The following is a 12,084-nucleotide window of genomic DNA, read 5'->3' as shown; positions in this document are numbered from 1 at the left end:
CTGGGTACCGCTGTCCTCCCCCACCCCGACATCATGGCCGCTGGCCGGCCCGCCCACCTCCGCAACGCCGTCCTCGGCGTGTCGCGGGTGAAAGGAAGGGCCCCCGCTTAACGCCTGCGGTAGAGGAAGGGCCCCCGCTTAACGCCCCGGCGCGACGCCGCCCGCAGAGCGCTACGGCGCCGGACAGCGCGACGGCGCCGCCGCGAGGTCGCGACGGCGCCGTTGCAGGCAGCATGGATCAGCCGACGTTGGCGAGGAACTCGCTGTAGAAGAGGCCCAGCGCGATGGCGACACCGATGCCCGCGATGATCCAGAAGCGCACCACGATGTTGACCTCGCTCCAGCCGGCGAGCTCGAAGTGGTGCTGCAGGGGGGACATCCGGAACACCCGCTTGCCGGTGGTGCGGAACGAGATGATCTGGATGACCACCGACATGGTGATGATCACGAACAGGCCGCCGATGATCGGCAGCAGCATGATCGTCCGGGTGGACATCGCCATGCCGGCGATGAGACCGCCCAGGCCCAGCGCGCCGGTGTCGCCCATGAAGATCCGCGCCGGTGACGTGTTCCACCAGAGGAACCCGACGCAGGCCCCGGCCGCGGCCCCGGCGATCAACGCGATCTCCAGCGGATCCCGGACGGTGTAGCAGTACGCCTCGGTGTAGTTCGGGTCGGCGCACCAGTGCCGGTACTGCCAGAACGCGATCAGCGCGTACGCGGCCAGCACCATCACGGAGGCGCCCGTGGCGAGGCCGTCGAGGCCGTCGGTGAGGTTGACGCCGTTGGTCGCCGCCATCACCACGAAGATGAAGACGATGACCGCGCCGACCTTGGTCAGCTCCAGCGCCGGGATGTCCCGGATGAAGCTCAGCGTGGTGCTGCCGACGGTCTCGGTGTTGGTCGCCCGCCCGTCGGCGTCGGTCATGCTGCTCGGGAAGTAGAGCGCGACCACGCCGAAGACCGCACCGACCAGGATCTGGCCGAGCAGCTTGCCCCGCTTGTTCAGACCGCCGCTGTGCCGCTTGCGGACCTTCAGGAAGTCGTCGATGAAGCCGACCGCTCCGGAGAAGACCATCAGGCCGAGCAGCACCAGCGCCGTGATGGTCGGCTCGACCTGGGCGATCTGCGCGTCCGGCAGGCTGGTCAGGGCCAGGTGGCCCGCGACGTACGCGATGACGGTCGCCAGGATGAAGACCACGCCGCCCATCGTCGGCGTGCCCTTCTTGCTCTGGTGCATCTGCGGGCCCTCGGCCCGGATCGGCTGGCCGGCCTTGAGCCGGGTGAAGACCTTGATCGCGATCGGGGTGCAGAGCAGCGAGACCAGGAAGGCCACCCCGACGGCGACGATGACCGCCCTCACGCGACGTTCCCTCCGGCCGCCACGTCGGTGTCTCCCGTGGTCGCGCTCCCGGCGGCGGCGTCGGCGCGCAACGCGTCGGCCACCTCCCAGGTGCGGTACCGGGAGCCCTTCACCAGGACGACGTCGCCCGGCCGTAGTTCGTCCCGCAGCACCTCGACGGCCGCCGCCTGATCGGTGAGCAGCACCGACCCTCCTCCCCAGTCACCTACCGATGTCGCGCCCTCGTGGATCGGCGCCGCCGGCTCGCCCACCACGAGCAGCCGGTCGACACCCAACTCGGCCGCGAGCCGGCCGACCTCCACGTGTCCCTCGTGCTCGTACGGGCCCAGCTCGGCCATGTAGCCGAGCACCGCGACGGTACGCCGGTCCTGCCCGATGCCGGCCAGCGCCCGGAGCGCGACCGCCATCGAGGCGGGGTTGGCGTTGTACGAGTCGTCGATCACCGTCACGCCGTCGGCGCGCTCGAACACGTCCATCCGGCGGGTGGAGACCAGCCCCATCTCGCCCAGCGCGACGGCCAGCTCGGTCAGCGGCATGCCCAGTTCCCGGGCCACCGCGGCGGCGGCGAGGGAGTTGGAGACCTGGTGCCGACCGGTCAGCCCGAGCCGCACCGGCGCCGTCCCCTCCGGGGTCACCAGCGTGTACGACGGCCGGCCGCGCTCGTCGGAGGTGACGTCCTCGGCGCGGATGTCGGCGTCGGCCGCCTCGCCGTACCGGACGACGCGGGCCCGGGTCCGGCCGGCCATCGCGGCGACCAGCGGGTCGTCGGCGTTGAGGACGGCCAGGCCGTCGGCCGGCAGGGCCTCGACCAGCTCACCCTTGGCCAGCGCGATGATCTCCCGCGAACCGAATTCGCCGATGTGCGCCACCCCGACGTTGAGCACCACGGAGATCCGGGGTGGCACCACGTCGCAGAGGTACCGCACGTGGCCGACGCCGCGCGCGCCCTTCTCCATGACCAGGTAGCAGGTCTCCGGTCCGGCCTGCAACGCCGTCCACGGGTGCCCCAGCTCGTTGTTGAACGATCCGGGCGGCGCGACGGTCGGGCCGAGCCGGGCGGCGAGCTGGGCGATGAGGTCCTTGGTGGTGGTCTTGCCGGACGAGCCGGTCAGGCCGATCACGGTCAGGCCGGGCAACCGGTCCACCACCGCCCGGGCCAGCCGGCCCATCGCGGCGAGCGCGTCGTCGACCAGCACCATCGGCACGCCGGGCACCTCCCGGGTGCCGAGCACGGCCACCGCGCCGGAGGCGACCGCCGCGGCGGCGAAGTCGTGCCCGTCGGCCTTCTCGCCGGGAAATGCGACGAACAGCGCGCCCGGGCCGACCCGGCGCGAGTCGAACTCGACCGACCCGGTGACCCGCGCGTCGGGGTCGGCGGCGACCAGCCGCCCGTCCACCGCCGCGGCCACCTCGGCCAGGCTCAGCGCGATCACCGGGCACCCTCCGGGTCGCCGAAGCGAGCCCGCAGCGCGGCGGCCAGCTCGGTGCGGTCGTCGAACGGGTGCACCTCCCCGGCGACCTCCTGACCCTGCTCGTGCCCCTTGCCGAGCACCGCGACCACGTCACCCGGGGCGGCCAGCCGGACCGCCTCGGCGATCGCCGCCCGCCGGCCGTCCACCTCGACGATCCGGGCGTCGGCGCCGGCGCCGTACGCACCGGCGAGCACCTCGGCGCGGATCGCCGCCGGGTCCTCCGTACGCGGGTTGTCGTCGGTCACCAGCACCACGTCCGCCCCCTCCGCCGCTGCCGCGCCCATCAGCGGGCGCTTGCCCCGGTCCCGGTCCCCGCCGGCCCCGATCACGCAGATCAGCCGGCCCTTGCTGAACTCGCGCAGCGCGGCCAGCACCGCCACCACGGCGTCGGTCTTGTGCGCGTAGTCCACGACGCCGCGCACCGGGCCGGGGGCGTCGACGAGTTCCAGCCGGCCCGGCACCCCGCCGCAGGCCGTCACCCCGGCCACGGCGGTCTTCGGGTCCACCCCGGCGGCCACCAGGACGGCGACGGCGAGCAGGGCGTTGGCCACGTTGTGCCGGCCGGGCAGCGCGACGCCGGCCGGCAGGGTCAGTCCGTCCGGGCCGTGCAGGGTGAAGCGCTGGGCGTACCCCTCGCCGCCGGCCTCGTCGGCCCACCACGTGGCGGCGGGATCGCCGGCCGCCGAGTAGGTCACGGTCGCCGGCTTGCGCAGCGGCCCGAGCGCCGGGTCGTCGTGGTTGAGCACCTCCACCGCGCAGCGCCCGTCGAAGAGCTTCGCCTTCGCGGCGAAGTAGTCGGCGGAGTCCGCGTGGAAGTCGAGGTGGTCGGAGCCGAAGTTGGTGTAGCCGCCGACGGTGAAGCGGACGCCGCCGACCCGCCCCATCGCGAGGGCGTGGCTGGAGACCTCCATGACCACCGCGGTCACCCCGCGCTCGCGCGCGGCGGCGAGCATCGCGTGCAGGTCCGTCGCCTCGGGCGTGGTACGCACGCTGTCGATCACCAGGTCGCCGAGGCGGGTCTCCACGGTGCCGATCAGCCCGGTGGTGTGGCCGGCGGCGCGCAGGCCGGACTCGACGAGGTAGGCGGTGGAGGTCTTGCCGGCGGTGCCGGTCACCCCGATCACCGTGAGGTCCGCGGTGGGGTCGCCGTAGACGGCGGAGGCGAGGGTGCCGAGGACCGCGCGCGGGTCGTCGACCACCAGGACGGGCAGGCCGGCCGCCGCCACCGTCGGGGCGCCCGCCAGGTCGGTCAGGGCGGCCACCGCGCCGGCCGCGGCCGCGCCGGCCGCGAACTCCGCGCCGTGCCGGTTGGCGCCCGGCAGGGCCGCGTACAGGTCGCCGGGGCGAACCTCCTGGCTGGCGTGGGTCACCCCGGTCACCACCAGCTCGGCGGCGCCCTTCGGGGGCTCGGTGGCGAGCCGGGCGGCGAGGTCGCCCAGGCGGACACCGCTCACGGTGCGGGGACGAGGATTGCCGGACACGGCGTCAGACCCTACCCGGTCGTCCGGTTCGCGCCGAACAGCCGCCCCGGTGGTTCGTCCGCACCCACCGATCATGTCGCGCCGGTCCCGGTCAGCGCGGAAAGACCTCGAACTTCGGCGCGGCAGCGCTCGACGGCGGCACCCGGTAGTGACGCAGGGTGAACTGCATCATCTCCCGGAACGCGGGCGCGGCGATGTCGCCGCCCCCACCCGCGGGGGTGTGCGCGAAGACCGCGATCACGTACCGGGGCTTCTCCGCCGGGGCCATGCCGATGAACGACGCCACCTCGCCCGGCTGCTTCTGCCCGTCGACCAGCCGCCAGCCGGTGCCGGTCTTGCCGGCGATCCGGTAGCCGGGGACCGCGGCGGCGAGCCCGGTCGCGTCGTCGACGGTGGTGACCGCCTCCAGGATCGTCCGCAGCTCGGCGGCGGTGTCCGGGCTGAGCACGGACCGGGTCTTCGGGGGCTCCGGCTTCGTCCGCTTCCCGTCCGGCCCGATCACCTCCTGGACGAGGTGCGGCTGGACGTACGTGCCGTCGTTGGCGATGGTGGCGTACGCGGCGGCCATCTGCAGCGGGGTGGCGTCGACGCTGTGCCCGATCGGCACCGACCCGTACGCCGACTCGCTCCACTCCTCGGCGGGCAGCAGCCGCCCGGTGGCCTCGCCGGGCATGCCGACCCCGGTCGGCTCGCCCAGCCCGAACCGCTTCTGGTAGTCGATGAGCCGGTCGCGGCCGAGCTGCTCGGCGATGGCGATGGTGCCGACGTTGGAGGAGTAGGCCATCATCCCGGGCAGGCTCATCCGCCGGCCGTCGGCCGGGTGGCTGTCGGAGAACTCGTAGCCGCCCCTGACGACGGAGTTCGGCACCGGGAACGTGGTGTCCTTCGTGATCACGCCCTCCTGGAGGGCGGCGCCGAAGGTGATCGCCTTGTGCACCGAGCCGGGGTCGACCACGAAGCTGGTGGCCGCGTCCACCCGGTCGGTCGGCTCGCTCGGGATGGGTTTGGCGGCGTTGTAGGTCGGGTGGCTGGCCTGGGCCAGCACCTCGCCGGTGGCGACCTCGATGACCACGGCCGCCCCGGTGCTGCCCTGGACCTGCGCCATCTGCCGACCCAGGATCACCTGCACCATGAACTGCAGGTCCCGGTCGACGGTCAGCTGCAGGGAACTTCCCGGCTTGGCCTTCGTCGTCTCGCTGTAGCCGCCGGGGATCGGCGCGGCCAGGTCACCGAGGCCGACCTCGTACGTCCGCTCGCCGTCCACGCCGGCAAGCAGGTCGTCGTAGCGGGCCTCCAGCCCCTCCAGCCCGACCATGTCCTGGCTGGTGAAGCCGATGAGGTTCGCGGCGAGGTCACCGCCGGGCACCTCCCGCCGCTCGTCGCGGTGGGTGTTGATGCCGGGCAACTCCAGCGCCATGACCTTCCGGGCCTGCGCGATGTCGACACCCCGGGCGAGGTACTCGAACTGCGAGTCGGCGCCGCCGGGCCGCTTGCGCGGTGCCATCCGCTCGGCCAGCTTCGAGGCGGGGATGCCGAGCAACGGCGAGAGCGCCCGCGCGGTGGCCGCGACGTCCTTGATCTGGGTCGGGTCGGCGTAGACGTACCGCGCCTCGACGCTGTGCGCGAGGGCCGCGCCGGACCGGTCGTAGATGGCGCCGCGCGGCGCCGGCAGGGTCACCGTGCGCAGGCGGTCCTGGATGCCCGCGTCCGCGTACGCCGGAGCCTCCACGGCCTGGAGCGCGACGAGCCGGATGCCGATGACGGCGAACAGCGCCAGCGTCAGCACGGTCCCGAGCCGCATCCGGCGGCGTGGGTCGGCCAGCCGCGGCGGCTTCGGCGGCTTGCGCGAACCACGCCGCCCGGCCGGCCGGTCGGGCCGGCGCGAGGTCCGCGTCGCCGGGCGGCGGCGCGGCGGTGGCAGCTCGTCGGTGCCCGGGGTGCGGGCCTGGACGGTACGGACCACGCCGCCGCGGGCCGGCGCCCCGTCCCGCCGTCCGGTCCGGGCACCGGGCGCGGCCCGGCCGCCGTCGAGCACCTGGAGCGCGGGCCGGAACGGGTCGCCGGAGCGGGTGCTGCGGGGCGTACGCCGCTGCTCGGTGCGGGCCGGCGGCTCGTCCCGGCCGCCACCCTCGCGGATGGTCCGCCCGCGCGGCGTGTACGCCCGGGCGTCGGAGATGCCGCCGACCCCCGGCTCACCGGAGCGCGGCTCCCGGCCCCGGCCGCCCCCGGCACGGGACGAGCCGCGCCGGGAGCCCGTAGGGTCCCGGCGCGGCTCTTCCGATCTCGGCGGCACCGCTCAGCCTCCCGCGCCCTGCTGGCTGGTGACCGACGGCTGCCCGGTGGCGGGCTGCGGCACACCGATCGTCCTGCCGTCCGGCAGGCGGATGTACGCCGGGTCGCCCGACTCGACCAGACCCAGCTTGCGCGCCTCCGCGGCCAGGTTGCCCGGCGCCTCGGCATCCGCGATCTGCTTGTTCAGCTGCTGCTGCTCCAGGTCGAGCTTGGCCTGCTGCTGCTGGAGCTTCTCCAGCCGGAAGGCGTTCTCGTTGATCTTGGTGTTGACGAGCAGGATGCCGAGCACCCCACCCACCACCAGCGTCACGATCAGCGCCGCGAACGGCGCGCGCGGCACCGACACCGGTGCCGGCGGTGCGACCCGCAGCCGCGGCTGCCGCGCCGGGGCGGCGACCCGCTCGGCCGGCCGCAGCGCGGCACTGCCCTGGGTCGGAAACTCGCGCGCCCCCCGGGCGCGAGTCTCCCCCTGCCGGCCCGACCGGTCCGCCGGCGTACCCGTGCCGACGCGCGTGGCCCGCTCCGCCGCGATCCGGCCCCCCGACCGCGGTGTGCGCTGCCCGCCGCCGGTCACGTCCCGGCGGTCGCGCTTGTCAATAGTCATGTCCCTCCCCCTCTTCGTCCGTCCCTGTCCCGTCCCCGGGTGTCGGGTGTGGATCTTTACCAGTCCCCCCCGACACCGTCCCCGGTTGGTGCATCGCCTTGACCCGTCGGCGGTACCGTTCGCGGTCGGTCCGCCCCTGCTCCCGTGCGTCCGGGTCAAGCCGTTCCGCTGCCCGCAGCCGCACCGACGCGGCACGCGGGTTCGCGGCGACCTCCGCCTCCCCGGGCAGCTCGGCGCCCCGGCTGAGCAGCCGGAACGTCGGGCCGGACCCGGGCAGCTCGACCGGGAGGTCGACCGGGCCCTTACTGCGGACCCGGTCGGCCAGCGCCGCCTTGGTGAGCCGGTCCTCCAGCGAGTGGTAGGACAGGACCACCATGCGGCCCCCCACGGTGAGCTTGTCCAGCGCGGCCGGCAGCGCCGTCTCCAGCGCTGCCAGCTCCTTGTTTACCTCGATCCGTAAAGCCTGAAACGTTCTCTTTGCCGGGTGTCCCCCGGTTCGTCTGGCTGGTGCCGGAATCGACTCGCGGACCAGCTCCGCGAGCCGCGCCGACGAGGTGATCCGGCCCCGCTCGCGCTCCCGGATGATCGCCGAGGCGATCTTCCCGGCGAACTTCTCCTCGCCGTAGACCCGCAGCACCCGCGCCAGGTCCGGGTGCGCGTAGGTGTTGACCACCTCTTCGGCGGTCACCCCCCGGGTCTGGTCCATCCGCATGTCCAGCGGGGCGTCCTGCGCGTACGCGAACCCCCGGTCGGGCGCGTCGAGCTGGAGCGAGGAGACGCCCAGGTCGAAGAGGATCGCGTCGATGCCCGGGTAGCCGAGCCGGTCGAGCACCTCCGGGAGCTCGTCGTAGACGGCGTGCTCCAGGTGGATCCGATCGGCGAACGGGGCGAGCCGGGCCCGCGCGTGCGCCAGGGCCTCGGTGTCCCGGTCGAGCCCGATGAGTACCGTGTCCGGGTGCGCGCGCAGCACCGCCTCGGCGTGCCCGCCCAGGCCCAGCGTCGCGTCGACGTGGACCGTGCGTCCGCCCCGGTCCAGCGCGGGAGCCAGCAACTCGAGACACCGCTCGAGCAACACCGGCACGTGCGTGCCGCGCAGCTCCCCCATGTCGACCCCCACTGGTTGAAACCCTGTTTCCTTGTCGCGCCTGTCGTCGGACGACGCCGTACCGTCGTACCGCCAGATCCCCATCCGCTCCCCGCCCGAACGTCCCGGCCACGGCCGAAGAAGGTCGGATCGTGCGCCTGGCACCGGGGAAGGGGTGCCAGGAACTCGAAAGCGGCTGGAGATCTCGCAGTACGTCGGGCGCCGTCACGCCCTACAGACCGCCGGGCAGCACCCCCTCCTCGATGTCGGCGAAGTCGTCTTCGCTCTCGGCGAGGTAGGTCTCCCAGGCGACCCTGTCCCAGATCTCGACCCGGGTGCTCGCGCCGATGACCACCAGCTCACGGTCGAGGGCCGCGTACGTCCGCAGGTGGGCCGGGATGGTCACCCGTCCCTGCTTGTCCGGGACCTCGTCGTGCGCGCTGGCGAAGAAGACCCGGCTGTAGGCCCGGGCCGCCTTGTGTGTCATCGGCTGCGCGCGTAGCTGCTCCGCGATCCGCTGGAACTCCGGCGTCGGGAAGACGTAGAGGCAGCGGTCCTGCCCTTTGGTGATCACGACACCCCCCGCCAGCTCGTCCCGGAACTTCGCCGGAAGGATCAACCGGCCCTTGTCGTCGAGACGCGGAGTGTGGGTGCCGAGGAACATCGGCCCAACCCCCTCGCCCCTGAACGGCGTTCGCGGCGCCGCTGACCCCCCGGGCCGGTGGGCCCTCCCGGCCTCACCATTGGGCCCCACTCTACTCCACTTCCCTCCACCTGCAACCGGAATCGCCCGCGTGGCGCGCCCGATGCGCGCCCAAAACAGCACGTCAGACGGGGTGGAGCGGAGTGGAGGGGCGCGGCGGCGCAGCGCGCGTCCGCTTTCCGACATAGATCAACTCTGTCCGGCCGATGCGGGGCCGACCGCACGGCGTGGAGCATCCGGCCGAACGGATCGCCGTCGGCGGCGATCTGGGGGGCACGCTGGTCCGGTAACCTCGCTCGGGTGACGGACGCGAAGATGCCCCTGCGGGCGAAGGTGGCCAGCTCGGTGTCGCGGACCGCCGCGGCGCTGTCCCGAGCCGCCGGCCGGGGCGACGGCTCGGTGATCGGCGGCTGGATCGGCCTGAAGATCGACCCGGACCTGCTCGCCCACCTGTCGGCCGGGCGCGCCATCGCCCTGGTCTCGGGCACCAACGGCAAGACCACGACCACGCGGCTGACCGCCGCCGCCGTCGGCGTCCTCGGCAGGGTCGCCACCAACTCCTTCGGCGCCAACATGCCCACCGGCCACACCTCCGCGCTGGCCAAGGCCGGCAGCACCCCGTACGCCGTGCTGGAGGTCGACGAGCACTACCTCGCCCAGGTGCTGGAGGCCACCGAGCCGCACGTGGTGGCGCTGCTCAACCTCTCCCGCGACCAGCTCGACCGGGCCAAGGAGGTCGCCATGATGGCGCAGCTCTGGCGCGCCGCGCTGGTCCGGCACACCGACGTCCGCGTCGTCGCCAACGCCGACGACCCGATGGTCGTGTGGGCGGCCACCCCGCCGCCCAACCACGACCACCGCATCGCCCCGCCGCACGTCACCTGGTTCAGCGCCGGGCAGCGCTGGCACGACGACTCGTGGGTCTGCCCCGAGTGCGGCTCGACCATCGCGCGCGAGGGCGAGCAGTGGTGGTGCACCGGCTGCCCGCTGCGCCGGCCGGAGCCGAACTGGACGGTGGAGGACGACGGCGTGGTCGATCCGACCGGCGCCTGGCACAAGGTCAAGCTCCAGCTCCCCGGCAAGGTCAACCTCGGCAACGCCGCGACCGCGCTCGCCGTCGCCGCCGAGTTCGGCGTACGCCCGGTCGACGCGGTCCTCCATCTCGGCAGCGTCACCTCCGTCGCCGGCCGGTACGCGCAGGTCGAGCGGGACGGGCGCAACATCCGGCTGCTGCTGGCGAAGAACCCGGCCAGCTGGCTGGAGGCGTTCGACATGGCCGACGAGGCGCCCACGCTGCTCTCCATCAACGCGCGGGACCCCGACGGCCTGGACACCTCCTGGCTCTTCGACGTCGACTTCGCCCCGCTACGCGGCCGGCAGGTGCTGATCACCGGAGACCGGGCGTACGACCTCGCGGTGCGCCTCGACGTCAACGGCGTGCCGTTCCAGCACGTGCGGACGTTCGACGAGGCCGTCCGGACCGCGCCGCCGGGCCGGCTGGAGGTCATCGCGAACTACACCGCGTTCCAGGACATCCGAGCGGAGTTGGATCGTGTCAACTGAGAGCCTGCGCATCGTCTGGATCTACCCCGACCTGCTGTCCACCTACGGCGACCGGGGCAACGTGCTGATCCTCGCCCGTCGGGCGCAGCAGCGCGGGATGCCGGTCGAGGTGCTGGAGGTCCGCTCCGACCAGCGGCTCCCGGCCACCGCCGACATCTACCTGATCGGCGGCGGCGAGGACGGCCCGCAGGCGCTCGGCGCGCAGCGGCTGCTCGCCGACGGCGGCCTGCACCGCGCGGTCGCGCAGGGGTCGGTGGTGTTCGGCGTGTGCGCCGGCTACCAGTTGCTCGGCACCTCCTTCTTCGCCAAGGGGACCCGGTGCGCGGGTCTCGAGCTGCTCGACCTCTCCTCCGACCGGGGCCCCACCCGGGCGGTCGGCGAGCTGGCCGGCGACGTGGACCCGCGCCTGGGCATCCCGGCGCTGTCCGGCTTCGAGAACCACGGCGGTCGCACCCACCTCGGCCCGGGCGTCGCCCCGCTGGCCCGGGTCACCGCCGGGGTCGGCAACGACGGCGCCACCGAGGGGGCGTGGCGGGGCAAGATGCTCGGCACGTACTCCCACGGGCCGGCACTGGCCCGCAACCCGGACCTGGCCGACCTGCTGCTGCGCTGGGCCACCGGCGTGCACCAGCTGCCGCCGCTCGACGACACCTGGGCCGACCGGCTCCGTGCCGAGCGCCGCGCCGCGGTGGCCTCCGCCGCCAGGCCGTGATCCCCGCCGTCCGGCGGTTCCTGCGGGAGCCGTCGGCCGTCCGGCGGCTGCTGCGGGAGCCGTCCGCGCTCCGGTTCGCCCTGCTGCTGCTCCTGCTCGCGGTCCTCACGCCGGTCGCGCTGCTCGCGCCGCGACCGGACCTGGAGGACCTGCCGGGGCACGCCGACCGGCTCGGCGCGTACGCCCCGGCGACGGCGGTCGTCGGCGGGGCGGTGCTGCTGGTCGCACTCGTGCCCCGGACCTTCGTCACCCTCGCCTCCGGTGCGTTGTTCGGCGCGCTGGAGGGCGCCGCGTACGCCCTCGGGGCCGCGTCGCTGGCGGCGGCGATCGGCTTCGCGGTCGGCCGGCTGCTCGGCCGGGAGTTCGTGGCCGACCGCGTGCGCGGCCGGCTCGCCCGGCTGGACGGCTGGTTCGCCCGGCAGAGCGTCCTCGGGGTGATCACCGTGCGGCTGCTGCCGATCGCCGGCTTCGGTCTGGTCAGCTACGGCTACGGCACCACCGGGGCCCGGGTGCTGCCGTTCCTCGCCGGCAGCGTGATCGCCTCCGCCCCCACCGCGTTCGGCTACGCCGCCGTCGGTGCCGCGGTCACCTCGCCGGACGACGTGAACTGGTACGCGGCGGCGCCCGCCGGGCTCGGGCTGATCGCCAGCGCGGTGCTGGTCCGTCGCTGGTGGCTCGCGGAACGCCGGGGCCGGACCGGCCCGACGTGACGCGGGTGCGCCGGTCCACCAAGATCCGCACAGTTTCGGGGAAAGTGTCGCCTCAGCCCGCGCCGAGGGGACACCTTCCCCGAAACTGTCGCCTCGATCC

Annotated in this window: 10 protein-coding genes; 3 read left to right on the top strand and 7 right to left on the bottom strand. The window is 74.1% G+C overall.

Features of this window, described 5'->3' with window-relative positions:
* Positions 1–238: 238 nt before the first annotated feature.
* The 7 genes from mraY to mraZ form a co-directional block, all read right to left on the bottom strand.
* Positions 239–1,363, bottom strand: a complete 1,125-nt coding sequence (gene mraY / locus ACIBR0_RS05235; RefSeq protein ID WP_396712777.1) for a phospho-N-acetylmuramoyl-pentapeptide-transferase — start codon at positions 1,361–1,363, stop codon at positions 239–241.
* Entirely contained in the window at positions 1,360–2,796 is a 1,437-nt protein-coding gene (gene murF, locus ACIBR0_RS05230) for a UDP-N-acetylmuramoyl-tripeptide--D-alanyl-D-alanine ligase (protein ID WP_396712776.1), read from the bottom strand. The genes mraY and murF overlap by 4 nt, the downstream gene beginning before the upstream one ends.
* Positions 2,793–4,289, bottom strand: a complete 1,497-nt coding sequence (locus tag ACIBR0_RS05225) for a UDP-N-acetylmuramoyl-L-alanyl-D-glutamate--2,6-diaminopimelate ligase (RefSeq protein WP_396712837.1) — start codon at positions 4,287–4,289, stop codon at positions 2,793–2,795. Before ACIBR0_RS05225 ends, murF begins: the two co-directional genes overlap by 4 nt.
* Before the next feature lie 118 nt (positions 4,290–4,407).
* Positions 4,408–6,609 (bottom strand): peptidoglycan D,D-transpeptidase FtsI family protein, encoded by a 2,202-nt coding sequence (locus ACIBR0_RS05220; protein ID WP_396712775.1) that lies wholly within the window; start codon positions 6,607–6,609, stop codon positions 4,408–4,410.
* A gap of 3 nt (positions 6,610–6,612) precedes the next feature.
* Positions 6,613–7,212, bottom strand: coding sequence for a hypothetical protein (locus ACIBR0_RS05215; protein WP_396712774.1), 600 nt, complete (start codon positions 7,210–7,212; stop codon positions 6,613–6,615).
* Positions 7,202–8,317 (bottom strand): 16S rRNA (cytosine(1402)-N(4))-methyltransferase RsmH, encoded by a 1,116-nt coding sequence (gene rsmH / locus ACIBR0_RS05210; protein ID WP_357039421.1) that lies wholly within the window; start codon positions 8,315–8,317, stop codon positions 7,202–7,204. The genes ACIBR0_RS05215 and rsmH overlap by 11 nt, the downstream gene beginning before the upstream one ends.
* 211 nt (positions 8,318–8,528) lie before the next feature.
* Positions 8,529–8,960 carry a division/cell wall cluster transcriptional repressor MraZ gene (gene mraZ, locus ACIBR0_RS05205; protein WP_357039418.1) on the bottom strand — a complete coding sequence of 144 codons (432 nt, stop codon included), beginning with the start codon at positions 8,958–8,960 and terminating at the stop codon, positions 8,529–8,531.
* Between the two features lie 354 nt (positions 8,961–9,314).
* Between mraZ and ACIBR0_RS05200 the strand changes: the two genes are divergently transcribed.
* From ACIBR0_RS05200 to ACIBR0_RS05190, 3 genes are read left to right on the top strand one after another with little or no spacing between them, the layout of a single operon-like run.
* Positions 9,315–10,562, top strand: a complete 1,248-nt coding sequence (locus tag ACIBR0_RS05200) for a MurT ligase domain-containing protein (RefSeq protein WP_396712836.1) — start codon at positions 9,315–9,317, stop codon at positions 10,560–10,562.
* The gene (locus tag ACIBR0_RS05195) at positions 10,552–11,274 is read left to right on the top strand and encodes a type 1 glutamine amidotransferase (protein ID WP_396712773.1); all 723 of its coding nucleotides are present in this window, start codon (positions 10,552–10,554) and stop codon (positions 11,272–11,274) included. The genes ACIBR0_RS05200 and ACIBR0_RS05195 overlap by 11 nt, the downstream gene beginning before the upstream one ends.
* Complete coding sequence (locus tag ACIBR0_RS05190) at positions 11,271–11,984, top strand: TVP38/TMEM64 family protein (RefSeq protein ID WP_396712772.1); 714 nt, start codon at positions 11,271–11,273, stop codon at positions 11,982–11,984. Before ACIBR0_RS05195 ends, ACIBR0_RS05190 begins: the two co-directional genes overlap by 4 nt.
* Positions 11,985–12,084: the final 100 nt, after the last annotated feature.

It is taken from the genome of Micromonospora sp. NPDC049497 (genome assembly GCF_044465805.1).
GTDB lineage: Bacteria > Actinomycetota > Actinomycetes > Mycobacteriales > Micromonosporaceae > Micromonospora.
Note: the sequence above shows the minus strand (reverse complement) of the source record. Positions and strands in the feature narration are given on the sequence as shown.

Excerpts from the sequence above, each read along its gene's own strand:
- rsmH (WP_357039421.1), bottom strand. The coding sequence starts at position 8,317 with ATGGGGGAGCTGCGCGGCACGCACGTGCCGGTGTTGCTCGAGCGGTGT.
- mraZ (WP_357039418.1), bottom strand. The coding sequence starts at position 8,960 with ATGTTCCTCGGCACCCACACTCCGCGTCTCGACGACAAGGGCCGGTTG.
- ACIBR0_RS05215 (WP_396712774.1), bottom strand. The coding sequence starts at position 7,212 with ATGACTATTGACAAGCGCGACCGCCGGGACGTGACCGGCGGCGGGCAG.
- ACIBR0_RS05200 (WP_396712836.1), top strand. The coding sequence starts at position 9,315 with ATGCCCCTGCGGGCGAAGGTGGCCAGCTCGGTGTCGCGGACCGCCGCG.